Annotated in this window: 23 protein-coding genes and 1 pseudogene; 15 read left to right on the forward strand and 9 right to left on the reverse strand. The window is 71.3% G+C overall.

Annotation, left to right across the window (positions count from 1 at the left end; translation table 11 throughout):
* The first annotated feature begins 123 nt into the window (after positions 1-123).
* From RIU97_RS34605 to RIU97_RS34620, 4 genes are read left to right on the forward strand one after another with little or no spacing between them, the layout of a single operon-like run.
* A complete protein-coding gene (locus tag RIU97_RS34605; RefSeq protein WP_404961439.1) occupies positions 124-1,842 on the forward strand; it encodes a ribulokinase in 1,719 nt (572 codons plus the stop codon).
* Between the two features lie 6 nt (positions 1,843-1,848).
* Positions 1,849-2,517 carry an L-ribulose-5-phosphate 4-epimerase gene (locus RIU97_RS34610; RefSeq protein ID WP_404961440.1) on the forward strand — a complete coding sequence of 223 codons (669 nt, stop codon included), beginning with the start codon at positions 1,849-1,851 and terminating at the stop codon, positions 2,515-2,517.
* Between the two features lie 11 nt (positions 2,518-2,528).
* The gene (gene araA, locus RIU97_RS34615) at positions 2,529-4,034 is read left to right on the forward strand and encodes an L-arabinose isomerase (RefSeq protein ID WP_404961441.1); all 1,506 of its coding nucleotides are present in this window, start codon (positions 2,529-2,531) and stop codon (positions 4,032-4,034) included.
* Positions 4,035-4,076: 42 nt separating this feature from the next.
* Positions 4,077-5,609: a family 43 glycosylhydrolase gene (locus RIU97_RS34620; protein WP_404961442.1), complete on the forward strand. Its 1,533-nt coding sequence runs from the start codon at positions 4,077-4,079 to the stop codon at positions 5,607-5,609.
* Positions 5,610-5,798: 189 nt separating this feature from the next.
* Here RIU97_RS34620 and RIU97_RS34625 read toward each other — a convergent pair whose 3' ends face one another.
* The 6 genes from RIU97_RS34625 to chvE form a co-directional block, all read right to left on the reverse strand.
* Positions 5,799-7,916 carry a SpoIIE family protein phosphatase gene (locus RIU97_RS34625; protein ID WP_404961443.1) on the reverse strand — a complete coding sequence of 706 codons (2,118 nt, stop codon included), beginning with the start codon at positions 7,914-7,916 and terminating at the stop codon, positions 5,799-5,801.
* A gap of 156 nt (positions 7,917-8,072) precedes the next feature.
* Positions 8,073-9,818, reverse strand: a complete 1,746-nt coding sequence (locus tag RIU97_RS34630; protein ID WP_404961444.1) for a glycoside hydrolase family 6 protein — start codon at positions 9,816-9,818, stop codon at positions 8,073-8,075.
* Positions 9,815-11,329 carry a cellulase family glycosylhydrolase gene (locus RIU97_RS34635; RefSeq protein ID WP_404961445.1) on the reverse strand — a complete coding sequence of 505 codons (1,515 nt, stop codon included), beginning with the start codon at positions 11,327-11,329 and terminating at the stop codon, positions 9,815-9,817. Before RIU97_RS34635 ends, RIU97_RS34630 begins: the two co-directional genes overlap by 4 nt.
* Before the next feature lie 343 nt (positions 11,330-11,672).
* A complete protein-coding gene (mmsB, locus tag RIU97_RS34640; RefSeq protein ID WP_404961446.1) occupies positions 11,673-12,923 on the reverse strand; it encodes a multiple monosaccharide ABC transporter permease in 1,251 nt (416 codons plus the stop codon).
* 3 nt (positions 12,924-12,926) lie between these two features.
* On the reverse strand, positions 12,927-14,474 hold the full coding sequence (gene mmsA / locus RIU97_RS34645; RefSeq protein WP_404963046.1) for a multiple monosaccharide ABC transporter ATP-binding protein: 1,548 nt from the start codon (positions 14,472-14,474) through the stop codon (positions 12,927-12,929).
* 96 nt (positions 14,475-14,570) lie between these two features.
* The gene (gene chvE, locus RIU97_RS34650; protein ID WP_404961447.1) at positions 14,571-15,668 is read right to left on the reverse strand and encodes a multiple monosaccharide ABC transporter substrate-binding protein; all 1,098 of its coding nucleotides are present in this window, start codon (positions 15,666-15,668) and stop codon (positions 14,571-14,573) included.
* A 529-nt stretch (positions 15,669-16,197) separates the two neighbouring features.
* On the opposite strand from chvE, the gene RIU97_RS34655 reads away from it, so the two are divergent.
* The 4 genes from RIU97_RS34655 (at position 16,198) to RIU97_RS34670 (ending at position 19,495) form a co-directional block, all read left to right on the forward strand.
* Positions 16,198-17,130 (forward strand): SDR family oxidoreductase, encoded by a 933-nt coding sequence (locus RIU97_RS34655; RefSeq protein WP_404961448.1) that lies wholly within the window; start codon positions 16,198-16,200, stop codon positions 17,128-17,130.
* Entirely contained in the window at positions 17,127-18,119 is a 993-nt protein-coding gene (locus tag RIU97_RS34660; RefSeq protein ID WP_404961449.1) for a 3-oxoacyl-ACP synthase III family protein, read from the forward strand. The genes RIU97_RS34655 and RIU97_RS34660 overlap by 4 nt, the downstream gene beginning before the upstream one ends.
* A gap of 110 nt (positions 18,120-18,229) precedes the next feature.
* Positions 18,230-18,883, forward strand: coding sequence for a DinB family protein (locus tag RIU97_RS34665; RefSeq protein WP_404961450.1), 654 nt, complete (start codon positions 18,230-18,232; stop codon positions 18,881-18,883).
* 420 nt (positions 18,884-19,303) lie between these two features.
* A complete protein-coding gene (locus RIU97_RS34670; protein WP_404963047.1) occupies positions 19,304-19,495 on the forward strand; it encodes a hypothetical protein in 192 nt (63 codons plus the stop codon).
* A gap of 24 nt (positions 19,496-19,519) precedes the next feature.
* Here the strand turns inward: RIU97_RS34670 and RIU97_RS34675 are convergent, their stop codons facing one another.
* A complete protein-coding gene (locus RIU97_RS34675; protein ID WP_404961451.1) occupies positions 19,520-20,143 on the reverse strand; it encodes a TetR family transcriptional regulator in 624 nt (207 codons plus the stop codon).
* A gap of 98 nt (positions 20,144-20,241) precedes the next feature.
* On the opposite strand from RIU97_RS34675, the gene RIU97_RS34680 reads away from it, so the two are divergent.
* The 4 genes from RIU97_RS34680 (at position 20,242) to RIU97_RS34695 (ending at position 21,428) form a co-directional block, all read left to right on the forward strand.
* Positions 20,242-20,433 carry a hypothetical protein gene (locus tag RIU97_RS34680; RefSeq protein ID WP_404961452.1) on the forward strand — a complete coding sequence of 64 codons (192 nt, stop codon included), beginning with the start codon at positions 20,242-20,244 and terminating at the stop codon, positions 20,431-20,433.
* Between the two features lie 8 nt (positions 20,434-20,441).
* Positions 20,442-20,711, forward strand: a complete 270-nt coding sequence (locus RIU97_RS34685) for a DUF4190 domain-containing protein (RefSeq protein ID WP_404961453.1) — start codon at positions 20,442-20,444, stop codon at positions 20,709-20,711.
* Positions 20,712-20,782: 71 nt separating this feature from the next.
* Positions 20,783-21,055, forward strand: a complete 273-nt coding sequence (locus RIU97_RS34690) for a DUF3253 domain-containing protein (RefSeq protein ID WP_404961454.1) — start codon at positions 20,783-20,785, stop codon at positions 21,053-21,055.
* Positions 21,056-21,242: 187 nt separating this feature from the next.
* Positions 21,243-21,428, forward strand: coding sequence for a hypothetical protein (locus RIU97_RS34695; protein WP_404963124.1), 186 nt, complete (start codon positions 21,243-21,245; stop codon positions 21,426-21,428).
* Between the two features lie 129 nt (positions 21,429-21,557).
* Here RIU97_RS34695 and RIU97_RS34700 read toward each other — a convergent pair.
* Positions 21,558-22,180: pseudogene (locus RIU97_RS34700) on the reverse strand (Sir2 family NAD-dependent protein deacetylase); the annotation flags it as partial.
* Positions 22,181-22,599: 419 nt separating this feature from the next.
* On the opposite strand from RIU97_RS34700, the gene RIU97_RS34705 reads away from it, so the two are divergent.
* Positions 22,600-22,866 carry a hypothetical protein gene (locus tag RIU97_RS34705; protein ID WP_404961455.1) on the forward strand — a complete coding sequence of 89 codons (267 nt, stop codon included), beginning with the start codon at positions 22,600-22,602 and terminating at the stop codon, positions 22,864-22,866.
* Between the two features lie 58 nt (positions 22,867-22,924).
* A complete protein-coding gene (locus tag RIU97_RS34710) occupies positions 22,925-24,643 on the forward strand; it encodes a HEAT repeat domain-containing protein (RefSeq protein ID WP_404961456.1) in 1,719 nt (572 codons plus the stop codon).
* A 119-nt stretch (positions 24,644-24,762) separates the two neighbouring features.
* Here the strand turns inward: RIU97_RS34710 and RIU97_RS34715 are convergent, their stop codons facing one another.
* Entirely contained in the window at positions 24,763-25,101 is a 339-nt protein-coding gene (locus RIU97_RS34715) for a hypothetical protein (RefSeq protein WP_404961457.1), read from the reverse strand.
* 492 nt (positions 25,102-25,593) lie between these two features.
* Between RIU97_RS34715 and RIU97_RS34720 the strand changes: the two genes are divergently transcribed.
* Positions 25,594-25,935 (forward strand): DUF5713 family protein, encoded by a 342-nt coding sequence (locus tag RIU97_RS34720; protein ID WP_404961458.1) that lies wholly within the window; start codon positions 25,594-25,596, stop codon positions 25,933-25,935.
* The last annotated feature ends 121 nt before the right edge of the window (positions 25,936-26,056 follow it).

Here is a 26,056-nt window from a genome sequence, read left to right on the forward strand (position 1 = left end):
CGGAGACTCTTGTGCAGCTCATTGTGAGCGCTAACAATTTGACCCTAGGGCGGCCCGTGCGCCGCCGTCCCCGCCGCCCGGGTGTCGCCCCGGGGCGCTGGGCTCCGTACGAAGGATGTGAACGTGACCCCGTCTCGTCCCCCAGCCGCCCCGGACGCCGTGCGCTACGTCGTCGGTGTCGACTTCGGCTCGCTGTCCGGCCGCGCGGTGTTGGTCCGCGTACACGACGGTGAGGAGCTCGGCTCCGCCGTCCACACGTACCGCCACGGCGTCATCGACCGTGAACTGCCCACCACCGGGGCCGCCTTGCCGCCCGACTGGGCACTCCAGCATCCGGACGACTGGCGCGAGGTGCTGCGCACCGCCGTCCCGGACGCCGTCGCCTCGGCAGGCGTGGACCCGGGTCTCGTCATCGGCATCGCGACCGATTTCACCGCCTGCACGGTCCTGCCGGTACGGCGCGACGGGCAGCCGCTCTCCGAGACCGGGCTGGGCCACCGCCCGCACGCCTGGCCCAAGCTCTGGAAGCACCACGCCGCCCAGGGCCAGGCCGACCGGATCAACGACCTCGCCCATCTGCGTGCCGAGAAGTGGATCGCCCGGTACGGCGGCAGGATCTCTGCCGAATGGCAGTTCGCGAAAGCGCTGCAGGTGCTCGAGGAGGACCCGCAGACGTACGCGGCGACCGAGCGCTGGATCGAGGCGGCCGACTGGATCGTCTGGCAGCTCACGGGCACCGAGACGCGCAACACCTGCACCGCCGGCTACAAGGGCATCCACCAGGACGGCAGGTACCCGAGCGAGGACTACCTCGCCGCCCTGCACCCGGACTTCGGGGAGTTCGCCCGTACCCGCCTGGAGCATCCGCTCTCCCCGCTGGGTTCCCGGGCCGGCTCGCTCACCGCGCAAGCCGCCGCGTGGACGGGCCTCCCCGAGGGCATCGCGGTCGCCGTCGGCAACGTGGACGCCCACGTCGCTGCCGCCGCGGCCCAGGCCGTCGAGAACGGCCGGCTGCTCGCCGTCATGGGCACCTCCACCTGCCACGTGGTGAACGGCGCCGCGCTCGCCGACGTGCCCGGCATCTGCGGGGTCGTGGACGGCGGGATCGTCGACGGCGCGTACGGCTACGAGGCGGGACAGAGCGCCGTCGGCGACATCTTCGCCTGGTGGCTCGCCCAGGGCGTCCCGGCCGGCTACCAGGCGGAGGCCGAGGCCTGCGGCGAGGACCTGCACCAGCTGCTGACCCGCAAGTGCGCCGACCAGCCCGTAGGCGGGCACGGCCTGGTCGCACTCGACTGGATGAACGGCAACCGCTCCACCCTGGTGGACCACCACCTCTCCGGTGTCATCGTGGGGCTCACCCTGTCGACGCGGCCCGAGGAGGTCTACCGCGCCCTGCTGGAGGCCACCGCCTTCGGCACCCGCACCATCGTCGACGCCCTGGAGCGGGGTGGGGTACCGGTACACGAGTTCATCGTCACCGGCGGCCTGAAGAAGAACGCCCTGCTGATGCAGATCTGCGCCGACGTGCTCCGCCGCCCGGTGTCCCTCGCGGCCTCCGCCCAGGGCCCGGCCCTCGGCGCCGCCATCCACGCGGCCGTCGCCGCCGGCGCACACCCCGACGTACGCGCCGCCGCGGCGGCCATGGGCCGTGTGCAGCGGGCCGCCTACCTGCCGGACCCCGCCCGGGCCGATGCCTACGACGCGCTGTACGCGGAGTACCGCGCCCTGCACGACCACTTCGGCACCGGCCCCGACAAGCAGCTGCACCGGCTGCGCGCCCTGCGCAACGCGGCCCTCACGGCCTCGACCGCCCCGACCGCCCCGACCGAGAGGCCCTGACCGCTCATGACGTCACCGATCGAGCAGTTGCGCCGCGAGGTCAGCGACCTGCACCAGGAACTGGTCCGCTACGGCCTCGTCGTCTGGACGGCCGGCAACGTCTCCGCCCGGGTACCGGGTGAGGACCTCATGGTGATCAAACCCAGCGGAGTCCCCTACGAGGACCTGACCCCCGAGCGCATGATCGTCTGCGACCTGGACGGGAAAGTGGTCGAAGGCGACTACGCCCCCTCCTCGGACACCGCCGCGCACGCCTACGTCTACCGCCACATGCCGCAGGTCGCAGGGGTGGTGCACACCCATTCCACCTACGCCTGCGCCTGGGCGGCGCGCGGCGAGGCCGTCCCCTGCGTGCTGACCGCCATGGCCGACGAGTTCGGAGCCGAGATCCCCGTCGGCCCCTTCGCGCTGATCGGGGACGACTCCATCGGCCGGGGGATCGTCGAGACGCTGCGCGGACACCGCTCGCCCGCCGTCCTGATGAAGAGCCACGGCGTCTTCACCGTCGGCAAGGACGCCAAAGCGGCGGTCAAGGCGGCCGTGATGTGCGAGGACGTCGCCCGCACGGTCCACATCTCGCGCCAGCTGGGGGATCCGCTGCCCCTCGCGCAGAGCGACATCGACGCACTGAACCACCGCTACCAGAACGTGTACGGCCAGCAGGCCGGCCGGTGAGGAGCTTTCCCGTGGCGACACTCGAAGACCGCGAAGTGTGGTTCCTGACCGGCAGCCAGTCCCTCTACGGGGACGAGACCCTGCGCCAGGTGGCCCGGCAGTCCCAGCGAATAGCCGAGACCCTCCAGGACGAACCGGGCGTCCCCGTCCGGGTCGTCTGGAAGCCCGTCCTCACCGACGCCGACGCGATCCGCCGCATCTGCCTGGCGGCGAACTCCGACGACGCCTGCACCGGGCTCATCACCTGGATGCACACGTTCTCCCCGGCCAAGATGTGGATCGCCGGCCTGGACGCGCTGCGCAAGCCCCTTCTCCACCTCCACACCCAGGCCAACGTCGCCCTGCCCTGGTCGTCCATAGACATGGACTTCATGAACCTCAACCAAGCGGCGCACGGAGACAGGGAGTTCGGCTACATCCAGTCCCGCATCGGCATCACCCGCAAGACGGTCGCGGGACACGTGAGCGACCCGTCCGTGGTCGCCCGCATCGCCTCGTGGACCCGGGCGGCTGCGGGGCGCTCCGAACTGCGCGGCCTCAGGCTGGCCCGCTTCGGCGACAACATGCGGGACGTCGCCGTCACCGAAGGCGACAAGGTGGAGGCGCAACTGCGCTTCGGCGTCTCCGTCAACACGTACGGGGTCAACGACCTCGTCGAGGTCGTCGACGGCACCCCGGAGGCCGATGTCACCGAACTCACCAAGGAGTACGAGGCCACCTACCGGGTGGCGCCGGAGCTGCGGGCCGGCGGGGACCGCCACGCCTCGCTGCGTTACGCCGCGCGCATCGAGCTCGGCATGCGGGCATTCCTCACCGCGGGCGGCTTCCGTGCCTTCACCACCAACTTCGAGGACCTCGGGGGCCTGCGGCAGCTGCCGGGGCTGGCCGTGCAACGACTGATGGCCGACGGGTACGGCTTCGGCGGCGAGGGCGACTGGAAGACCTCGGTCCTGCTGCGCACGCTCAAGGTGATGTCGGAGGGGCTGCCGGGCGGGGTCTCCTTCATGGAGGACTACACCTACCACCTGGAACCCGGCAGGGAACTGATCCTCGGCGCGCACATGCTGGAGGTCTGCCCGTCGATCGCGGCCGCGGTTCCCTCCTGCGAGATCCACCCGCTGGGGATCGGCCGCCGGGAGGATCCCGTACGCCTGGTCTTCGACGCGGACACCGGTCCGGCGGTGGTCGTCGGGCTCGCCGACATGGGCGATCGCTTCCGCCTGGTCGCCAACGAGATCGACGTGGTCGAGCCCGCCGAGCCCCTGCCGAACCTGCCCGTGGCCCGGGCCGTGTGGCAGCCCCGACCGGACCTGCGGACCTCGACCGAAGCCTGGCTGATCGCCGGAGCACCGCACCACACCGTGCTGTCGAGCGCCGTGGGCACGGAGGAACTCGGTGACCTCGCCGACATGCTCGGCACGGAGTTGCTGGTCATCGACGCGGACACCGGCATCCGCCGGTTCACGCAGGAGATCCGCTGGAACCAGGCCTACCACCGCCTGGCACAGAGTTTCTGACCTCCGCCATCAGCGCGCCCCCGCCGTTCAGAAGGGACACTCGTGATCCACTTCCGCTCGCGCCGCACCGCGTTACGCCGTACCGCAGTCCGACGTCCCCGTCCGCCGCTCTGGATCGCCCTGTCGGTCGTCCTGCTGGCGCTGCTCCCGACCACGGCCGTCACCGGCGGCCCTGCCGAAGCCGCAGCGAGCCGTACGTACACCAACCCGGTGAAGGCCCAGAAGGGCGCCGACCCCTGGCTGCAGTACCACGAGGGCAACTACCACCTGGTCGCCTCAACCTTCACCGGCGAGATCACGATGCGCAAGTCACCGACTCGGGAAGGCCTTTCCACCGCTCCGAGCGTACGGGTGTGGCCCGACGACACCCCCTCGCGCAGCACCAACATCTGGGCGCCCGAGATGCACTTCGCCGACGGGCGCTGGTACCTCTACTACTCCGCCGGGCAGGCAGGGGCCGCCTGCTGCGACTCGCAGCGCACTCACGTGCTGCAGAGCGCCGGCAGCGATCCGATGGGCCCGTACACCTACAAGAACATCCTGACCGGATCCAACCTCGTGCCCGGCGGATGGCTGATCGACGCGAGCCTGTTGCGGGTCGGAGAGAGGCTGTACCTGCTCGGCAGCGGCTTCATCAACGGCAGCCGGCAGAGCCTGGTGATCGCACCGCTCAGCAACCCCTACACCCTCAGCGGTCCGTTCAGGGTCATCTCCAGCCCCACGCTGAGCTGGGAGAGCCAAGGCGGATCGGTCAACGAAAGCCCCGAGCCGCTGTACCACGAAGGCCGGACCTTCCTCACCTACTCCGCCTCCAGCTGCAACACGCCGGACTACGAACTGGGCCGGCTGGAGCTCACCGGCGCCGACCCGCTCAGCGCCGCGTCATGGACCAAGTCGCCCTCCCCGGTGTTCCAGCGCAGCGACGCGGCAGGGGTGTACGGACCGGGCCACAACGGGTTCTTCACCTCCCCGGACGGCACGGAGAACTGGCTCGTCTACCACGCCAACGACACCACCGCCGGCGGCTGCGACAACAGGCGCACGACCCGGGCCCAGAAGTTCACCTGGCGCCCGGACGGGACACCCGACTTCGGCACTCCGGTGGCTGTCGGCACCCCACTGCCCGCCCCGGCGGGCGAGACGGCGGCCACGCCCACCGCGTACACGCTGGTGAACCCCCACAGCGGCAAATGCCTGGACCTCGCGAACGGGTCCTCCGCCGACGGGGCGGACGTCAGGCTGTGGTCGTGCAACGGCAGCACGGCTCAGAAATGGCGCTTCGAGGACCAGGGGGACGACACCAGCCGGCTGGTCAACGTGGCCGGCGGCAAGGTGCTCGACGTGGCGGGCTGCTCCGAAGACGATGGCGCGGAGCTGCGCCAGTGGACCTGGCTGGACAACGCCTGCCAGCGCTTCCGGCTCATCGCCGGCGCGGGCGGCCTGCTGCGGCTGGAGAACGCACACAGCGGGAAGGCCGCCGACGTCGCCGACTGCGGCACCCGCGACGGCACGGGAGTCCGCCAATGGACCTGGCTCGCCAACCCCTGCCAGGAGTGGCAGCTCCGGACCGGCTGACCACGTCCCCTCCGCACGGAAGAGGGAAGAGATGACCGGAACCCTCCTGCATGCCCATGTCCTCACGGCCGTGGCGGCCCTGCTGCCCTTCGTCGTACTGCCGCTCCCCGCCCACGCCCTGGCGGGCCCGCAGGATCCGGCCGCCTACACCAACCCGCTGGCCGAGCGGCGGGCGGCGGGCGCGGCTCCTCAACCGTCCGCCAGGAGCTGTTCCGTCCAGATGGTCTTGCCCGCCGCCGTGTACCGGCTGCCCCAGCGGTGGGTGAGCTGTGCGACGAGGAACAGGCCGCGGCCACCCTCGTCGGTGAGCTGGGCCCGGCGCAGATGCGGCTGCGTCTGGCTCGGGTCGGAGACCTCGCAGATCAGCACACGGTCCTTGATCAGCCGCAGACCGACCGGACCGCCCGCGTACCGGATGGAGTTCGTGACCAGCTCGCTGACGATCAGCTCCGTGGTGAAGACCAGCTCCTCCAGTCCCCAAGCGGTCAGCCGGTCCGAGACGAACTCCCGGGCCCGCCCGACCAGGGAGGGGTCGGCGGGCAGCTCCCACACGGCGGTGGCATCGGCGGACACCTCCCTGACCCGCACCACGAGCAGTGCCCGGTCGTCGTCCGGCGGCTCGTGCAACAGGGCGCCCAGGATCCGCTGCCCGATCTCGGTGACCGGCAGCCCGCTGTCGGCGCCGTCCCGCACACCCGCCCGGACCGCCTCCAGCTGCCGCTCCGAGCGTTCGCCGCCCTCGGCGAGCACTCCGCCGTAGAAGGCCAGTACATCGCCGGCCTCCAGGCACAACTCCGTCGGTTCGAACGGCTGCCCGCCGGTGCCCAGGACCGGACCCGGGCGGTACGACACCGTGCCGCTCCCGGTCCGTCCCCGGGCGGCCAGTACGGGCGCCGGGTGGCCGGCACCCGCCAGCACGCAGGTGCGGGACACCGGGTCGTAGGTGGCGTAGAGACAGGTGGCGCCGGTCAGCGCGCTCGGCGCGTCCGCGTCCGGATCCTGGCGGTCGTCGTCCTCGATGAAGCGCACCACGAGGTCGTCGAGATGAGCCAGCAGTTCGTCCGGACTGAGGTCGAGATCGGCCAGGGTCTGCACGGCCGACCGCAGACGCCCCATCGCGGCCGTGGCGTCGAGGCCGTGCCCGGCCACCGCGCCCATGACGAACGCAAGCCGTGTCGAGGGGAGTTGGATGACGTCGAACCAGCTGCCCCCGATGGCCTGGGGCGTGGCGGTGGGGACATGGACCCCCGAGGTCTCCGCACCGGTGACGTCCATGACCGGCCTGGGCAGGAGGCTGCGCTGCAGGGCCTGCGCGGTACGGCGCTCACGGGTATAGCGGCGCGCGTTGTCCATGCTGAGCGAGGCCCTGGAGCCGATCTCCTCGGCGAGGACCGCGTCCTCCTGGTCGAACGGGTGGCGCTCCGCGGTGCGCCACAGGACCAGGGCGCCGAGGACCGCCCCGCGCGCCTGCAACGGGATCAGCATGAGGGAGGCGGCCTGAGGCGGAAGCATCAGCCGTGCGCGTTCCTCCTCGCCCGAGAGCACCGCGCGGAGCTCGGTCAGGTCGGGAAGGAAGACCGCCGAGCCCCCACGCAGGTGGATGCTCTCGATGTTCCGGAGACGGATGGTCTCGCCCACGGAGTGGCTCTCGGGCGGCCACCGCCCGTCGGCGGCTCGTACGGCGACGCGCCGCATCGGCGCCCCGGTGACCAGCTCTCCCGGCTCTTCGCCGAGCAGCACGGGTTCGGTGAGGTCGACGGCCGCGAGGTCGGCGAACGCGGGGACGAGCACCCCGGCCAGCTGCTCGGCGTCACGCACCATGTCGAGGGAGCTGCCGATCTCCGCGGCGGCCGCGTTGAGCAGCGCCAGCCGCTCGGCGGCGCGCTGGTCCGCCGGCGGTACGGGTGGCGCCCGACGGACGTCACCGGCGGCGGCGACCGGTACGGGGTGGTCCGGGTCGGCGGGGCGCAGGCGCAGCAGGAACCGCGCCGACGAGCCCTCCAGCAGGGTGATGACGTCGACGTCGGCCTCCAGCCGTCCGCCGTCCGGCCGAAGCAGTCGGGCCCGGGCGCTGCGCCTGGCACCTCCGACGGCTCCGGCGACCAGGCGGGCCCACAGGCCGGGATCTTCAAAGAGCAGTCCCACATCCAGCTTCCCGGCGCCGGGGCCACCGATGGTCTCGGGAGCGCCCAGGAGCGTCGCCGCCGCACGTGTGCCCGTCAAGGCCTTGCCGGCGGCGTCAAGTACCAGGACCGCCGTGGGGAAGTCCGCTGCTGCGACGGGTTCTCCCGGGCCGTTGTCGCTCACGCGTGTCTCACTCCGGCAGGATCGAGGGCGCTCCTGATCTCATTGAACACCTCGCGCCCGGCGGGCGCGCGCCGGTGGCGGACGGCGTGCGGGCGCGGCCGCCGACGCCCCCCGGGGGGCGGCCGACGGCCGCGCGTCACCGGCCTGCGGCGCCGGCTAGCGCAGCGGCGGGTAGGCGTTGCGCATCAGTTCCTGGAACTGGGCGGAGAACCACCTGCCCGACAGGGGTGCGCCCGGCAGGGCTCCCGACGGGTTGAACCCGTTCCGGGGGTTGCCCCCGTACGTCGGGTCGCACATCCGGTCGAATCCCTTGCCCTCGTCGTTGGGGATCTGGCTGCTGGAGCCGTCGGACTCGCCGGGCGGCTTCATCCACACGTACGCGTCGATCCCTGGAGCGGGATGCGCCGCCGGACGCTCGCCGAGCCCGGCCCCGGACTGGTTGCACCAGTTGCCGATGTGGATGCGGCGGTCGAAGCGGCCTCCGTCGACGTACGTGTCCGCGCCGGCCGGGGAGCCGGGGCCGCTGGGCCTGGCGGCGCCGCCCCAGCCGTTGCGGGAGGTGTCGATGAGCATGCCGATCCCCGGGTCGAACCCGATGGAGACGAGCTTGGCGCGGAAGGCCTGCGCGAAGGAGAGTTCGTCCACGTAGCGGTTCCAGTCCACCCACTTCGACTCGCGGACGGACTTGCCGGCGACCGAGTCGCCCACCGAGAAGTGCTCCTCCTTCAGGGCGCTGTAGTTGGCGGTGTTGGTGATGAATCCGTGCACGGAGGCGAGGGTGCTGCCCTCGGCCGTGGCGGCCTGCTTGAACAGGTCGGCCGAGGCACCGAAGTTGTCGTCCCAGCCGATCCACCCGTGGTGCCCCGCGTCGACGTAGTTGTAGACGCTGGGGACGGCTCCGAGCTTCTTCAGGGCGTACCCGACGCCCTTCACGTAGTTGCCGTTGGCCTTCATGGTGTCGCACTGCGGGGTGGCGGTCGGCCGGCCGCCGGTGTTGGTGACGAGATTGGGCAGGGAGTCGATCTCGACCGTGGTGACGATGCGCAGGACGGCGTACTTGGGGTCGCCCAGGATCGCTGCGATCGGGTCGATGTACCGCGCCTTGTACGCGTCGATCTCGTCCGCCTTCAGCTCGCCGTTGGAGGCGAGGGCCGCGCAGTCGCGGCCGGGGAGGTTGTAGATGACGAGCTGGACGACCAGCTCGCCCGCCCCCTTCTGCCGCAGGGCCTCGTCGAGGTGCGCGCGCAGTCCCATGCTGCTCGAAGTGCCGGCGATGGCGGCGATCCGGTCCAGCCACACACCGGTCGGTTGGCCGGAGATCCTGCTCCCGCCGGGCTCGGCGGCGGCCTTCGCGGACCACTCGGGGTTCACGTAGACCGACGCACCCTGGTACGGGTTGTCGACGCGGGTCCCGGGAGGGTCGGTGGGCCCGGGCGGGTCGGTCGGGCCGGGCGGGTCCGTGGGGCCGGGGCCGGTGCCGCAGGTGACGCCGTTCAGCTTGAAGGCGGCCGGGAGGGCGTTGGCCCCGCTGAACGAGGCGTTGAATCCGAACGAGGCGGAGGCGCCGGTGCCGAGCGATCCGTTGTAGGCGACGTTCCGGGCGGTGACGCCGGCGCCGCTCTGCGTCAGGCCGGCGTTCCAGCCCTGGGTGACCTGCTGGTTTCCGGAGAAGGTCCACTCCAGCTGCCAGCTCTGGACGGCCGGGCCGGTGTTCGTGACGGTGACCGCGCCGGTGAATCCGGAACCCCACTGGTTCGGGACGGTGTACTCGACCCTGCAGCCGGCGGCGGCCGTTCCCGCGCCGCCGGTGGACACGGCGGTCGCGGTACCGGTGGCCGCGGCGACGAGGGCCGCGGCCGCCAGTAAGGCGGTACGGGGACGGAGTGAAGTCGTGGAGGTCATCGTGTGTCCTTTCCATCGCGTGCGGGGAGGGCGCGCAGGTGGTCGCGGAGCCCGATGCCGAAGGCCGTGGGGGCGCCCTCGTAGGAGTTGATCAGTGCGGGGCCGGAGGAGCAGTCCCACGTGTTCCAGGTCCAGCCGAGATAGGACAGTCCGCGGCCGTCGAACCACCGCATCACCCGGTCGATGAAGGCGTGCGAGCAGGTGTTCTCGCCGATCTCGCCGGCCACGATCGGCAGTTCGGCCGCGAGCGGACCGAGCGTGGAGTCCCAGCAGGCTTCGTCGGCACAGGCGTTGAAGTTGTAGACGTGCCAGGCGGCGGCGAGATTGCCGGCCGGGTCGTGCGGCCGGTGCGCCCGCCATTGGCTGAGGTCGTTGGCGTAAGCGACTCCGGCCGCCAGGATCAGGTTCCGCGCGCCGGTGGACCGGACCGCGTCGACGAGGTCCTGCATGCCCGCCACTTCGTAGCCGATGCCGGGACAGCTGCCGCCGTCCCGCCAGCAGGCCCAGGCCTGGGAGGGGGTGGAGCCGGTGCGGTCCGGATAGGGCTCGTTGAACAGGTCGAGGACGACGGCGGGGTCGCCCTTGAAGGTGTTCGCGACCGAGGTCCAGAAGGCCGGCGCGTAGCGGGCGTCCGGCATGGGCTTCTGGCAGGTGGCGTGGATGTCCGCGCAGCCCGCGGAGTTGCCGGTGTACTGGCCCCAGGACCAGTGCAGTTCGACGACCGGGGTCATGCCGTGGTCCTCGATGCGCCGCACCAGGGCGGTCACCGCGTCTCGGTACCGGGGTCCGGCGTACTCGGGTCTGATGTTGTCCAGGCCGAGCCAGCACTCCTCGTTGAGGGGGATGCGGACCGTGTTCACGTTCCAGTCGGCGATGGCGGCGATGGCGTGGTCGTCCACGGGACCGTCGAAGATCCCGTGGCCCTGGACGCACATGAACTCGCCGCCGGAGCGGTTGACTCCCATCAGGCGGCGGGTTTCACCGGAGGCATCGACCAGCTTGTTATCGCTCACATGCACTGCGGGTGGATCCTCCACCGGTGTCGGTGTCGGTGTCGGTGTCGGTGTCGGTGTCGGCGGCTCGGTCGGGCCGCCGGGCGCGGTGGCGCAGGTGTTCCCGTTGAGAGCGAAGGCCGTGGGGGACGCGTTGTCCGACTTCCAAGAGGCCAGGAAGCCGAGTGTGACGCTCGATCCGGTGCCGAGTCCGCCGTTCCACGTCTCGTTGACCGCCGTCGCGGTACGCGAGCTCTGGGACCACTTCGCGTTCCATCCCTGGCTGACGCTCTGGGTGCCGGGAAAGTCGAAAGTGAGCCTCCACCCGGACAGCGGAGCCCCCTTGTTGGTGAGGGTGACCGCGCCCTGGAAGCCCTGGTCCCAGGTGTGGGTGACGGCGTACTCGACGACGCAGACGGGCGCGGCCGCGGCCGCCGGGAGATGGGGGAGGGGCGAGGCGCTCACCATGGCGAGGGCCGCGCCCACGAGTAACGCGGGCAGGTGCGGAGGGTGTCGCATGAGCGACTCCTTGCAGCTCAGACGCATGCGTGACGCAGCGTCAACTGTCGGAATCGCTCCCACTGGTAAGGCTGGACCATAGCGTGCGGCCCGGCCGGCGAACAGAGTCGTGCACGGCTTCGTTGCCGGCGCTGCCCTGCTTTCTTCGCCGGGTCGTGCATCTTGACCGCATACTCCCCCCGGGAGCATGGTGGGAGCGCTCCCACTGGTGCTTCATCCCGTACTTTCGCCGCACGGACCCTCCACCCCCCCCAGGAGGGGGCAGCTCCCGTGCCCTGACACAGGAAGGCAGACGGTTCGCCCCGGCCGAGGGCCGGGGCGAACCGTCGTCGCGCGGCGACCCTCAGGAGCCGGCCTTGCGCTTGTTCCACACGTCGAAACCGACTGCCGCCAACAGCACGAGGCCCTTGATGACCTGCTGGTAGTCGGTGCCGATGCCCACGAGCGACATCCCGTTGTTCAGCACGCCCAGCACGAGACCGCCGATGATCGCGCCGAGTACGGTGCCGACACCGCCGGACGCCGAAGCGCCGCCGATGAAGGCCGCCGCGATGGCCTCCAGCTCGAAGTTGATGCCCGCCTGTGGCGTACCCGCGTTGAGGCGGGCCGCGAAGACCAGCCCGGCCAGCGCCGCCAGGACGCCCATGTTGACGAAGGCGAGGAAGACGATCCGCTTGCTCTTGACGCCGGACAGCCTGGCGGCGGGCTCGTTGCCGCCGATGGCGTACGTGTGACGGCCCAGGATGGAATTGCGCATCACGTAGCCGAAGGCGACCAGGAGTACACCGAGGATGAGCAGGACGATCGGGAAGCCGTGGTAGCTCGCGAGCAGCAGGGTGAAGACCGTCACCGCGGTGGTGATCGCCGCCAGTTTGACGAGGAAGAAGCCGATCGGCAGCAGCCGCAGCCCGTAGGAGGCGGCCTGGCGGCGGCCTCGCACCTCCTGTACGACGGCCAGCGCGAGCACGCCGAGGCCGAGCAGCAGGGTGAGGTTGTGGTAGTTCGTGTGCGGGCCGGCCTCCGGCAGGAAGCCACTGCTGATCTTACGGAAACCCTGGGGGAAGGGGGCCACCGACTGGCCCTGGAGCAGGATCTGCGTCCCGCCCCGGAAGAGCAGCATCCCCGCAAGCGTCACGATGAACGACGGGATGCCCACGTAGGCGATCCAGAAGCCCTGCCATGCTCCGGCCGCGGCCCCGATGAGGAGCGCGGCTGCGGCGGCCAGGGGCCAGGGGATGTCGTGGTGCACCATCATCACCGCGGCCGCGGCTCCGACGAAGGCCGCCAGGGACCCCACCGACAGATCGATGTGGCCGGCGATGATGACGATCATCATGCCGATGGCCAGGATCAGGATGTAACCGTTCTGCTGGATCAGATTGGTGACGTTGAGCGGTTTGAGCAGTGTTCCGTCGGTCCAGATCTGGAACAGCACGATGATCAGCGCCAGGGCGACCAGCATGCCGTACTGCCGGATGTTGCCGCGAAGGAGGCCCACGAGGAGGGCGCGTGGACCTTCAGGCGTGCTGGTGCCCTTGTCCCCGCCGGGGCTGGTCCCCCCGGCATCGATTGCGGGGCTCTGGATCTGGGTCATGCCTCACACCTGCTCGTTCTGGGTTGCGGCGCCCACGGTCATGAGGCGCATGAGGGATTCCTGGGTCGCGTCCGCTCGAGTGGTCTCGCCGGTGATGCGCCCCTCGGCCATGGTGTAGATGCGGTCGCACAGGCCGAGCAGCTCGGGCAGTTCGGAGGAGATCACCAGGACGGCCTTGCCCTGGGCCGCGAGCTCGGCGATCACCGCGTAGATCTCGGCCTTCGCACCGATGTCGATGCCCCGGGTGGGCTCGTCGAGGATGAGCACCTCGGGCTCGGAGAAGATCCACTTGCTGAGGACGACCTTCTGCTGGTTCCCGCCGCTGAGCTTGCCGGTCTCCGCGAACACCGAGGGCGCCTTGATGTTCATGGTCCTGCGGTACCTCTCCGCGACGCGGGTCTCCTCGTGCTGGTTCACCCAGCCCCGGCGGGAGACCTTGTCGAGCGCGCTCAGCGAGATGTTGCGGCGGATGTCCTCCGCGAGGTTGAGCCCGAGGTGCTTGCGGTCCTCGGTGACGTAGGCGAGGCCGTGGGCGATCGCCTCGGGGACCGTGCGCGTACGGATCTCCTTGCCGTCGAGCAGGACCCGGCCGCTGGTGCGGCGGCCGTAGGAGCGGCCGAAGACGCTCATCGCGAGCTCGGTCCGACCTGCGCCCATCAGGCCCGCCATGCCGACGATCTCGCCGCGGCGGACCGTGATCGAGGCTCCGTCGACCACCTTGCGGTGCACGTCGATCGGGTGCAGGACGGTCCAGTCCTCGACCGTCAGCGCGACCTCCCCGATGTCCGGGGTGCGCTCGGGGTAGCGGTGCTCCAGGTCTCGGCCGACCATCCCGCGGATGATGCGGTCCTCGGAGATGCCCTCGGCGGCGACCTGCACGGTCTCGATGGTCCGGCCGTCGCGCAGGATGGTGACGGCGTCGGCGACGCGGGCGATCTCGTTGAGCTTGTGCGAGATGATGATGCAGGCGATGCCCTGGGCCTTGAGCTCGAGGATGAGGTCGAGCAGTTTGCGGCTGTCCTCGTCGTTGAGCGCGGCCGTCGGCTCGTCCAGGATCAGCAGCTTGACCTCCTTCGCGAGGGCCTTGGCGATCTCGACCAGCTGCTGCTTGCCCACGCCGATGTCCGCGACGCGGGTCTGCGGGTTGTCCGGCAGGCCTACCCGTTCCAGCAGGGACCGGGCCCGGGTGAGCGTCCGGTGCCAGCTGATGAAGCCGCGCGAGGCGTGCTCGTTGCCGAGGAAGATGTTCTCGGCGATGGACAAGTAGGGGATCAGCGCCAGTTCCTGATGGATGATCACAATGCCCCGGCGCTCGCTGGCCCGGATGTCGCCGAAGGCGCACGGTTCGCCCTGGAACCGGATCTCGCCCTCGTAGGAACCGTGCGGGTACACACCGCTGAGCACCTTCATCAGGGTGGACTTGCCTGCCCCGTTCTCGCCGCAGATGGCGTGGACCTCGCCGGCGGCGACGGTCAGACTGACGTCCGACAGCGCCTTGACGCCGGGGAAGGACTTGCTGATCGAACGCATCTCGAGGACGGGTCCGGCCATGGTGGTGAGTCCGTTCGACTGGGGTGATGCGGCGGGCCGGTCGGGGCGGCGCCGCATCACCGGCTCTTCGGCCCCGGTGGGTGGGCCCGGTGGCGGCTACTTCAGCTGGTCGGCGGTGTACTGCCCGGAGTCGACGAGCAGCTTCCGGTAGTTCTCCTTGTCGACGCTGACGGGCTGCAGCAGGTAGGAGGGCACGACCTTCACTCCGTTGTCGTACTGCTTGGTGTCGTTGACCTCGGGCTTCTGGCCGCTGAGCAGGGCGTCACCCATCTGCACGGCCACCTTGGCGAGTTCGCGGGTGTCCTTGTACACGGTCTGGGTCTGTTCGCCGGCGATGATGGACTTCACGGAGGCGAGCTCGGCGTCCTGGCCGGTGACGATGGGCAGCGGCTTGCCCGCCCCGCCGTAGCCGACTCCCTTGAGGGACGACACGACGCCGATCGAGATGCCGTCGTAGGGCGAGAGCACCGCGTCGACGGTGGCGGACGAGTAGGCCTTGCTGAGCAGGTTGTCCATCCGGGACTGGGCCACGCCGCCGTCCCAGCGCAGGGTGGCTGCCTGGGTGAACTCGGTCTGGCCGCTCCTGACCACGAGCCTCTTGGCATCGATGTGGGGCTGCAGGACGCTCATGGCGCCCTGGTAGAAGAAGGTGGCGTTGTTGTCGTCCGGTGATCCGGCGAAGAGCTCGATGTTGAAGGGGCCCTTGCCGTCCTGGAGACCGAGCCGGTCGACGATGTACGTGGCCTGCAGGACGCCGACCTTGTAGTTGTCGAAGGTGGCGTAGTAGTCGACGTCCCCGGTGCCGCGGATCAGGCGGTCGTAGGAGATGACCCGGATCTTCGCGTCGGCGGCCCTCTGGAGCACGTCACTGAGCGAGGAGCCGTCGATCGGAGCGATCACCAGGAGCTTCGCACCCTTGGTGATCATGTTCTCGACCTGGGCGACCTGGTTCTCGACGACATTGTCGCCGAACTGGAGATCCGTCTTGTAGCCCTTGGCCTGGAACTGCTTGACCATGTTGGCGCCGTCGTTGATCCACCGCTCGGAGGACTTGGTGGGCATGGCGATCCCGACCAGGCCCCCCTTGGTGTCGCCCGCGGCCGCATCGTCCCCGACGCCGTTCGCACTCTGGCCGCAGGCCGCCAAGGTCAGGCCGAGGGCCGCCACAACGAAGCCTGTCGAGATTCTCCGCACGTTTCCTCCAGTGATACGCCTTGACCCGGCGTGACGAGGGGCCCGGCCCGGCGTGGCCCGGGCGGTTCCCCGTCGGCGGCGTGGGCTGGTGCCGGCCGCTGGGGTGCACTGCCCTGCCGCACTGCTCTGGCCTGGCGAGACAAGAGTGTTAACGCTCACAACCGCGCCGTCAAGGCCTCTGAGATCACCTTTGCGCACCCGCCGGGAGCCTTGGAACACCTGAGACAACCCGGTCCGCGGCTGCAACACCCCACCCCGAAGCCCTCATGGCCGAAGCCGTCGAAGCCCCGGAGACCGGACCCGGCCGCACCCTTGCCGGCGGCACCTGGTGGCCCTACGGCGTCGAGCGGACCGTCGCCCCGGCCGGCCTTCACCGGTCGAGGCGAGCCGGCGTCCAGGAGCACCCTCGCGCCCGCCGTGTGCCCCGGCGCTCGGGGGCCGCATCCTCGATGGGGAGGTGTCGTTGGTCCTGTAAGAGACGTGGCCGGACGGCTGCGGCGCGTGGGTCGGGCTGGGAAGGGTGTGGGGCGTGGCCGTGCCGTCGGGTGGGCGTAGTGTGCTGGTGACGGGGGCGACGGGCGGGATCGGCCGGGTGATCGTCTTTCGTCTCGCGGGCGCGGGCTGGGATGTGATCGCCGGAGCACGCGACCAGGGCAAGGCCAAGGAACTGGAGGCGGACGCCGCCGAGCGTGGCCTGGCTCTGCGCACGGTGCAGTTGGACGTCGCCTGCGCGCAGTCCTGCCGCACGGCGCTGGGCGAGGCCGCGGAGATGACCGGTGGCGGGCCGTGGGCGCTGGTGAACAACGCGGGTATCCCGCAGGCGGGTGCGCTGGCCGACGTCGAGGACGAGCAGGCCCGGTATCTGCTGGAGGTGAACCTGCTGGGTCCGGCCCGCCTGTGCCGGATGGTTCTGCCGGGCATGGCTGCCCGCGGTGGCGGCCGGATCGTCAACATCTCCTCGGGCCTGGGCCGCGTCCCGTGGCCGATGGGCGCCTGGTACAGCGCGGGCAAGCACGCTCTGTCGGCCCTCACCCACTGCCTGCGCGTGGAGGCAGCCCACCTCGGTGTCCGCGTCTGCCTGGTGGAACCCGGCGCGTTCGCCACCCCCATGCTCGGCCGTGCCCTGACCGACCTGGACACCGTACGCAACCCCGACGGCCCCGGATACGAGACCACCACGCGCCTGTTCGCGTCCGTGGACCGCCGCGTGCCGGGACCCGAGCCGGTGGCGCGCACCGTCGAGGCATGCCTGACGGCCCGCCGGCCACGCCCGCGTTACGTCGTCGGGCGCGACGCCCGTCTCCTGGTCCCGCTCCACACCCTGCTGCCGCTGGCGTTGACCGACCGTCTCAAGCACGCCGTCACCGGCCTGCCCCGCACCCCCGCGGCCGCCTCGCCACCGGCGCCCCGTCCCGGCGAGAACCCGCGCGGGCCCTCCGCCCGTCCGAAGGAGAGGGCGTGAACACCTACAGCCGCATCACCCACGCCGCAGTCCACATGCCCGCCGGACGCCAGAGCGCCACCGAAATCGAACAGCGCCTCCGCCACCACAACCCCGGACTCACACTCCCTCCCGGCCTGCTGCAGCGCGCCTTCGGCCTGCGCGAGCGCACTCTCGCCGACTCCGCGGACCTGCCGTCCGACCTCGCCGCCCGCGCCGCCACCAGGCTCCTGAACACCGCGCGCCTGCGCCCCGCCGACATCGACCTGCTCCTCTTCGCGGCCGTCAGCGCCGATGTCCGCGAACCCGCCAACGCCCACGTCGTCGCGGCGAAGACAGGCCTGTCCTGTCCCGCCTTCGACATCGGCAACGCCTGCAACGGAGTGATCAACGCCCTCCAGGTCGCCGACGCCCTGATCCGCGCCGGCCAGCACCGACGTGTCCTGATCACCTGCGGGGAAACCCTCACCCGCCTCTCCCGCTGGAAGCTGACCCGCACCCAGCTGCGCACCGGACTCACCTCCCTGACCGGCGCCGATGTGGGTGCAGCCCTCCTGGTGGAGGCCTCACCTGTCCCGGGCATCACCGGCTCGGTGTTCCTGGCCAACTCCGCGAGCTGGCCCGCGGCCACCCTCTACGACCCCCATCACGCCCCCGACCGCCCCCAGGGCCTCCACGTCGACTCCGACGCACTCCTGGCGTCCTTTGCCGGCTTGGACGCCCAGGCAGCCCAGTGGCTCAAGGAACAGGACGTCGATGTCCGCGAACTCGACCTCGTCTGCGTCCACCAGCCGTCCCAGCCCTTCGTGGACGCCTTCCGCGCCCGCATGGACATCGACCCCGCGCAGATCATCCCGACCTTCCCCCACACGGGTAACGCCGCTGCCGCTACCCTGCCCCTCCAGCTCGCCCAAGCGGTCCACGACCGCCGCCTGGCCCCCGGCGACACCGTCGCACTGTTCGGCCTCGCAAGTGGAGCCAGCGGCGCGGTAATGCTGCTGCGCTGGTGACACGCCGCGCCACGCCACACGACGCCACGCCCCGGCACGGCACGGCCCCGCATGGCACCGAGGTGGAGTTCACCGCAGCCCGCGTCGGCCCGCCTTTGTAGGCTCCTCGCATGTCACAGTCCAGAGAACCGCACACGTCGGTGTCGGGGAAACACGTACGGCGGGCCGTCGCCCATTGCCTCGACGCCCTCGAAGGCATTCCCGCTGCCCAATGGCACGACAGGGCCGGAGGCCTGGAGTGGACGCGCTGGGAGACCCTTGAGCACCTCGCGGATGACCTGCTCACCTACGCGCTGCGGTTCGGGCTCGCGGAGCCCATGGGCGTGTCGCGCGTCCCGCTGCGCGTTTCCCGCGATCGACCCGATGGCCCGGCCAACGTCATCTTCGGAGACCCTGAGGCAGGGCCAGAGGGACTCCTGACCGTCGTGGAGGCTTGCGGCGGACTGCTCGCAACCGTCGTGGACACCGCGGCCGCAACCACCTTGGCCCCACACGTCTTCGGAGCCTCCGACCCGGAGGGCTTCGCAGCCATGGGCGTCGTCGAGACATTGGTCCACACCCACGACATCACGCAGGGCCTGGACCGTAGTTGGGAACCCCCGCAGGACCTGAGCGAGCGGGCCCTCGCGCGCTTGTTCCCCGACGTGCCCGTCATCGACACCCCGTGGTCGACCTTGCTGTGGGCCACCGGACGCATCGAGACGCCCGATCGCCCCCGCCGGACCAACTGGCGCTGGCACGGCTCGCCGCACAGCCGCAGCTGACTCGAACGACGCGTCATTGCAAGGGTGTTGCATCGGATGTGTCCCGGCAGCTGCCAGGGATTACGGCAGCGGCCCGGGGCGCCGGCCTACTGGGCGGGGGTGTAGGTGGCGGTGTTCCCGCCGCAGCCGACCGCGATGTGCAGCAGCATGTCCTGGTCCTGGTCGGACTTCTGCCGGTTCGACCGCGCCGGTGACCGCGACCAGGCTGTACTCCTGGCCCTGGTCGTCAACGAGGTGCGTGAGGAGCCGGCCCTCGACTCCGGGGCCGCCGACCGCCCGGTCAACGCGTGCGTGGCGACGACCCTGGAGACCGGCCCGTTCTGGGACCGGACGGTCGCCGCCGTCGCGGCGCTCGGCCCCAGGGGGCTTGGGGCCCGGAACCCGGGGCACACGGCGAGGGGACGGTTCGTCGCTCAGGAGGTGGTGGCGGTGCGCGGTACGAAGGTTCTGGATTCCTTTCCCGCCGGTGATCCGTACGGGAGTTGGCCCGCCGAGGAGTACGCGGCCCGGTGCCGGGAGCGGGGCCAGCGGGCGACCGTCGTGATGGACCTGGACAGGGACGCCTTCCTCGTCGTGGCCCCCGACGCGGACACGATGCGAAACGCCGCGTAGCCCCGCCCCGATCACCTCGCCCGGTCACCGTGCCCAGTGCACGCGCCCGAGATGGATCAGGCGCAGCTGGGCGAGGGCCGTTCCGGTGGCGGCCGACCAGTCCTCGCCCCGGAGGGATGCGGTCAGGAACGCCGAGGCCGTCATGAACATGTGATCCACCAGCAGCCGCGACAGCATCGTCACGTCGGCGGTCTCCCAGCCCGCGCTCACGCGATCGGACCCGAGCGCGACGCCTACCTCGTCGGCGAAGACGTCGAGTTGCGCGGCGATGGCCTCGCGCACCGCCGGTACCCCGCCGTGGCGTTCGCGGACCAGGAAACGGACGTGCGCGGGTCGGTCGCGCACCAGTTCGGCGATGAGCCGCACCGCGGCGTCGCCGCGTCGGTCGGCGTCGCCGGTCGCGGCGAGGATCTCCCGCACCGTCTCGTGCAGGCTGGCCAGTGCCTCCTCGACCAGTACGGTCCCCAGCTCGTCCATGCCCCGGAAGTGCCGGTAGAAGGCGGTGGGGGCGACTCCGGCGCCCCGGGTCACTTCCCGGAGGCCGAGGCTGCCGAGGCTGCGCTCCGCCAACTCCGACAGGGCCGCATCGAGGAGGGCGCGTCGGGTGCGGCGGCGCTGGGTCTCACGAAGGCCGGTCTCTGCACTCATGACGCGAAGTCAACCGCGTCACAGTTGTCCGCCGCCAGCATGATGCAAACTGGACTGGGTAGTCAGTGAACAACTGTTACCTGAACGGAGGACGTCTCATGCTCTTCCTCGTAGGCGCGTTGCTGGTGCTCGGCGTCGTCCTCGGCGTCGTGGCCCATGTACCCGCGCCCGTCAGCGTGGTCGCCGGTCTCGCCATCGCCCTCTGGCTCGCCCTCTTCGCCGTACGCGAGCGCCTCTCCGGCCACCGCCGGACCGGGCGGCTCGACCACGACCGCGGAGGTGTCCGATGAGCCCACGGGTGGATTCCCGTACCGCGGCCCGGATCCCGGCCCGTACCCGTGACGCCGACGCGATGGCCGTCACCGGCTTCGTCCTCGGCCTGGTGGGGCTGCTCGTGATGAACCTGATCCTCGGCCCGACCGCCGTCGTCCTCGGCGCCCTCGCACTGCTGCGGCACACGACCAGGCCCGGCCGGGCCCGCCTGGCCATCGGCCTGGGCCTGGCCGACGTGGTGCTCCTCGTCTGCCTCGTCATCGCCGACGGCACCTGGTCGTGGAGCCTGACCTGAGCCTCCCGGCCCGGAGGCGGCCTGAGGCGAGCTCAGGGGCGGCCCGCCACGACCGGGGCGACACTGGCGGAGTGGGCGACAGCGAACGGCATACGGAGCAGCGCTTGGAGCGCGTCATCCTGGAGCTGCTGGAGCGTCGCGGGCCGACCGCGACGATCTGCCCCTCGGATGCCGCGCGAGCGGCGTACTCAGGGAAGGACGACGGGTGGCGCGCGCTCATGGAACCGGCGAGGCGCGCGGCCCGGCGGCTGGTCGAGGCCGGTGAGGTGGACATCACCCAGGGCGGGCGTCCCGTCGGTCCGGGCACGGCCCGCGGTCCGATCCGGATCCGCCGCCGCCGATGAGTTTTGCGGCGGCCGCCGGTCTGCCTCTTCGCCAGCACGCAGAGCGGAGCGGTCGCCCCGGAAGGGTGGGGAACATGGACGCCCTCAACAACGAACTCACCTTCGCCGGGGAAGGGGTGGACGGCAGGGCTGCGGCGGCCCCGCGCTGGTCAAGACGGTGCGGGCCGGGAGCGACGGCAGGCCCCAGGTGACCGACGGGCCGGCCCGGGCGGATCAGAACATCCTGGCCGGGTACGGGGTCGTCGACGTCACGAGCGAGGAACGGGCCCTGGAGATCGCCGCACGGGCGTCGGCCTGCCCCGGACGGGGCGGGAAGCCCGGCAGCGACCCGGTCGAAGTGCACCCGATCGCTGCGGACCCGACGGCAGCCTGAGCCGCCGCCGCCGCCGCCGCCGCCGCCGCCGCCCCCGCCGCCGGCGGCCCGGCCCGGCCCGGCTCGTTCCGGCCGGTCCGCCGGGCCGTCGACCGGGCCGTCGACCGGGCCGTCGACCGGGCCGTCGACCGGGATGCCGAGCCGGTCGGACACATCGGTGAGGGTCGGCCCCAGGGGAGCGCGACCCGGGTGAGGGCGTGCTGGTCGCCGCGGGGCGGGTCGTGTTCGACGCTCAGTACGGGGTTTGCGGCCCCCGGGCCGCCTGTCGCACGAACCGCAGCCCCGGCATCACCTTCAGCGAGGAGCCCAGGACCAGGAGCGAGGCCGCCTCGTCGACCAGGCCGCGGCAGTGCTCGACCCGCTGCGGCGGAATGGATTCGCCGAAGAACACCACGTCGGGTTCGAGGACGCCGCCGCACTGCGCGCAGGGCACCACACGGAAGTCCCCGACCTGCCCGTCGGTCGGTGTCACCGTCCGGGTTCAGGTCAGTCCGGCGGCGACGGCTCGAATCCGGCGTTCGCCGCCTCCAGCCGCCGCGCGAGCCGATGGAGCCGCAGGAGAGGCGGACGACCCGTTCCAGGCTGCGGTGGAGTCCCACCACGCCCTCGCTGCCGGCGGCCTGCTGCAGACCGTCGCCGTTCTGGGTGATCACACCCGCGAGCAGGCCGTGCCGCCCGAACGCCGCCACGGCCCGGTGCCCGGCGTTGGGCCGGGCCCGGCCCAACGCACGCCGGCCGAGGTGACTGCGCGCCCCACCGGGGTGGCCACCATCTCCGCCGGCACACCATTAGTCCACCCCGGCTCCTCCAGCCCTACGACCCCCAACAGGTGCTGGGCATCCCGCCCCGCGTGGCCCTCACCCACCTGGCCAGTGCCCGGGTCGTCACCGCGGTCGCCGCCCGGCTCGGGCACGGTCGTCCAAGTACCGCATGCACCGTCCACACCCCACTGGGCTGGTCGCAACATGTGAGGCAAACGCAGCCGCCTTTGGACGGAGTCGGGGGAGAGGAACCCGAAAGATCTTCAACCGGGCGAGGCGTCGTACATCTGGGGCCGGTGAGGTGAACCTGTACGTCGGACGGCGGCGGGGCGGGTCGCAGCAGTGGCAGTCCGCCGGGGCGCACCCGAGGCTCGGTTCCGGGGGCGACCACGAGGAAGGGGCAGCAGGCAATGCCGCAGGCCAATGAGGAGGGCGTCGCCGGCCGCCCGATCGGTACGGTGGATCAGCGTCGGAGTCGAGCCGGACACCTGTGGACCGCGCTCAGGCGGACCAACCTGCTGCCGGCGTTCTTGGTGCTCACGGTCATGACGGTCGCCCTGTGGCTGATGGGTATGCCGTTCCTCCAGGCCCTGACGATTTCCACCGGAGTGAAGATCGCGGTGGCTCTGCTCGAACTCCGGCGGCTGCCCACCCCTGTCGACGAGCCGCCGGCCTAGGAATTGCCGCGCCGCCCCTTCTCACGCGGTGGCAGGATGCCCCGGACGGGGAGGGCCAGTGGGGAGTGAGGCGGGGGAGATGTGGGAGGCGCTGGACGCGGTGGACTGGCGGGCGCTGGAGGCGGTGGGGCCGGACCACCCGGCCACCGATGTGCCGAAGGTGCTGCGCCGGATCGCCCGGGCGGACGCCACCACCCGTCCGGAGGCGGTGGAGCGGGCGTACGGAGACCTGCAGGACCTCCTGCTGGCCCCGGGGCAGACTCTGGGGCGGGGCACCGACGTAGGCACGGCCGCGCTGCCGTTCCTGGTGGATCTCGCCCTGGACCCGGAAACGGCCGCACGGCCGGTCCTGGTCGATCTGCTGGCGCACCTGGCTTGCGGCGGTGAGGCCGACTCCGCACGGGCGGCGGCCCGGTGGCGGCAGTGGCCCCGTCTGCGGAGGCTGTTCGACGACGGGGATCCCGTGGTGCGGAGGGCCGCCCTCCAGCTGATCGCAGACCGGACGGGCCCCCTGCTGGAGCGGTGGCACGAGGAGACGGACCTCTCGGTGCGGGTGGCCCTGTCGCTGGCACTGGGCCGGGCCGCGGCCGCGGCCCCCGTGGACCCCACGGAGTCGACGGACGCCACGGGCGCCACGGCCGCCACGGCCGCCACGCACGCCGAGGTACGGGCTGTGCTGGACAGCGCCCTCCACGGCGAGAACCCGGTGCTGCGGGTGGCGGCCGTGATCGCCGCAGCACCTCTGGACCCGCAGGCGGTGCTGCGTGCCCGCCCCATGCTGTTGGAGATCCTCGCCGATCCCGTACTCGCCCCGGAGTTCGGGCAGGTCTGGTACACCCTGGACTGCGAAATACCGTACGAGCGCAACGATGTCGCGGCCTGGGTCGTGGAACTGCTGGAGCCCGACACGACGGAGGCGGCCTCGTTCGTGGCCGTGCTCGCCGAGACCGGGATCCGGATCGGCGATGCGGAGCTGCGCCGGTGCGCGATGGACGAGGCGTGGCGCCTGCTGTCGGCCCGGCCCTCCGCGGCAGCGGCCGTACTGCCGCTGGCGGCCGGGCTGCTGGCCGACCCGGACGACGACGTGCGCTACAAGGCCGCGCACCTGCTGGCGGTGCTCGGTCACAGGGCGGCCCCGTACGCCGACCGGCTCGCCGCCCTCCTCGACGACCCCGGCGAATCGGAGTCCTTCGACGGCACCGTCGGTGACCACGCGCGGTGGGCCCTGACCCGGATCGGGGACGTTCGAGCCCTGCCCGATCTCGTCGAGCGGCTCGTCGCGCCCTACCGGGACATGCAGGGCCGCGGCTTTGTCCCGAGAGACCCGCGGCAGCCGGACGTCGCCGACGTCCTCCGGCCCCTGCGCGCGCACACCGGAGTGCTACTGCCCGCGGTACGAGAAGCCCTTCGGGACGAGGTCTCCCGCGCGGGGTGGCTGGTCGGGGACCTCCGGGCAGTCCTCCGCGCGTGGGGCGAGAACCCGCTGCTGCCCGGTGAGCTCACGCCGTACCCGCAGCCGTGGGAACCACCGCCGCTCGAACCGGCGCAGGCGGAGGCGACGGTGCTGGCGTACGCCGCCGACGGGCAGTGGCACTGGACGCTCACCTACGCCCTCGACACGCTCGCCCGGCATGGACACCTCGCCCCACCGGTCAGGGAAGCACTCACGGCACTGCGGGCCGCGGACCGCCGGCACTCCGAATACGGCGACTACCGGTCGTTCCTGCAGGACGAGGAGGTCCGCGCACGGATCGACAGGGCGCTCGCGCTTCCGTAGCGCCGCCCCGGCGGACCCGCGACGCGCACAGGACGGTCGGAGTGCCAGGGGCCGGGGAGGGCCAGGGTCCGGGCCGTTCGGGCGGGCCGGGCGCTGACACACCGGCCCGGTGCCGTTTCCTAGGCGGACCTGCGGCGCAGAGCCCGGCGGACCCCGTACAGGACGACGAGCAGCACGATGACCACGACCACGACGATCAAGAGTTTCTTGAACAGGCCGCTCTTCTTCTTGCTCTTCTTCTTGCCCTTCTTGTTCCCGCTGGTGGCCCGGACCTGGGACGACGTCGGTGCCTGGAGACCGGTTGCCACGCCGGCGCCGGCGAGGAGAGCGCCCTGCGGCAGCGCCGCGGCGGCAGGAGCCTGCCGGGCGGCGGCCGGAGCGGCCGCCGAGGCGGTTGCCGCGGGACCCAGTAGCATCCCGGCGAGCACGAAGAGCGGGACGATTGCTGCCGCGACCATCGGGCGCTTCTTCCGATTGCTGTTCGTTGTCACTGTCTCCCCTGTTCTCCTCTGCCCGAGCCGGGCCCGGTGAGATCCGGAAGGCAGGGGCTTGAAAGCATCGTCGACGAGTTCGACCGCCCCTGCAAGGACATGGGCTGCGCAACGTCGTCGAGGGCACGAGCGACGGGCCGGCAGAACTCATCCGTACGAGAGGCCCCTTGCCGTGGGCGCCGACGGGCGGAATGCCGCGACTTCGCCGAGCTGCTCACCAGAACAGGGCGCGTCGAAGAGGTGATTGACCTGCTCGTCCCGCACATCGACGGATCGTGGATCCTGTCGGTCCTGGTGGAGATCACCGAAGGCCAGGACCGTGACGAGAGGATGCTGGAGCGCGCGGGGCCGTGCCGACGAGGCGGGTCGCAAGAGGTCTGGCACACATGGGCCTCGGCGTTGTCAGTGGTGTCGTGCATGATCGGCGCGTCAGTTCTCAGGCAGGGATGAGGAAGCGCCATGCCGATCACAAACCAGCAGGTAGCAGGGCACGCGTTTCTGCGGCCCATGTACGGGGACTCGTACTTCCCCGATCACGTCGTCGACAGGGGGAGGGCGATCCTGCTGCGGCTGTGCGAGCGGATCGAGGCTGACCAGCCGTCGGATCTTGAAGCCCTGTATGCGCTCACCCAGGCCGCGACGGAGGAGTTCAACCTTCTGGACGCGGAGTTCGCGGCCGCCGGGAGTGGGATCGAAACGGTTGCGCGTGAGTGGATCGCTGATGAGTTCTGGCTTGTCGCGTCGGCATACGGCTTCACGGACGCGGATGCAGAGGAGCTGATCGCCGGCCGTGACTGGTGAGCGGGCACCGGAAATCCATCGGCCGGTCAGAGCCGTTCGTGGAGAGCCGCCATCAGCACGGCCGGCCGGATCGGTGGCCACACGCCCCCTCCGCGCCCGGCGCCGCAGTCCTCATGCCCCT

The organism is Streptomyces sp. 147326, assembly GCF_045000215.1.
In the GTDB taxonomy this organism is placed as follows: domain Bacteria; phylum Actinomycetota; class Actinomycetes; order Streptomycetales; family Streptomycetaceae; genus Streptomyces.

What these genes read in the sequence shown, in the direction of transcription:
- RIU97_RS34610 (WP_404961440.1), top strand. Translation starts at nt 1,849, where the DNA reads ATGACGTCACCGATCGAGCAGTTGCGCCGCGAGGTCAGCGACCTGCAC.
- RIU97_RS34630 (WP_404961444.1), bottom strand. Translation starts at nt 9,818, where the DNA reads ATGACCTCCACGACTTCACTCCGTCCCCGTACCGCCTTACTGGCGGCC.
- RIU97_RS34635 (WP_404961445.1), bottom strand. Translation starts at nt 11,329, where the DNA reads ATGCGACACCCTCCGCACCTGCCCGCGTTACTCGTGGGCGCGGCCCTC.
- mmsB (WP_404961446.1), bottom strand. Translation starts at nt 12,923, where the DNA reads ATGACCCAGATCCAGAGCCCCGCAATCGATGCCGGGGGGACCAGCCCC.
- mmsA (WP_404963046.1), bottom strand. Translation starts at nt 14,474, where the DNA reads ATGGCCGGACCCGTCCTCGAGATGCGTTCGATCAGCAAGTCCTTCCCC.
- RIU97_RS34665 (WP_404961450.1), top strand. Translation starts at nt 18,230, where the DNA reads ATGTCACAGTCCAGAGAACCGCACACGTCGGTGTCGGGGAAACACGTA.
- RIU97_RS34675 (WP_404961451.1), bottom strand. Translation starts at nt 20,143, where the DNA reads ATGAGTGCAGAGACCGGCCTTCGTGAGACCCAGCGCCGCCGCACCCGA.
- RIU97_RS34680 (WP_404961452.1), top strand. Translation starts at nt 20,242, where the DNA reads ATGCTCTTCCTCGTAGGCGCGTTGCTGGTGCTCGGCGTCGTCCTCGGC.
- RIU97_RS34705 (WP_404961455.1), top strand. Translation starts at nt 22,600, where the DNA reads ATGCCGCAGGCCAATGAGGAGGGCGTCGCCGGCCGCCCGATCGGTACG.
- RIU97_RS34715 (WP_404961457.1), bottom strand. Translation starts at nt 25,101, where the DNA reads ATGGTCGCGGCAGCAATCGTCCCGCTCTTCGTGCTCGCCGGGATGCTA.
- RIU97_RS34720 (WP_404961458.1), top strand. Translation starts at nt 25,594, where the DNA reads ATGCCGATCACAAACCAGCAGGTAGCAGGGCACGCGTTTCTGCGGCCC.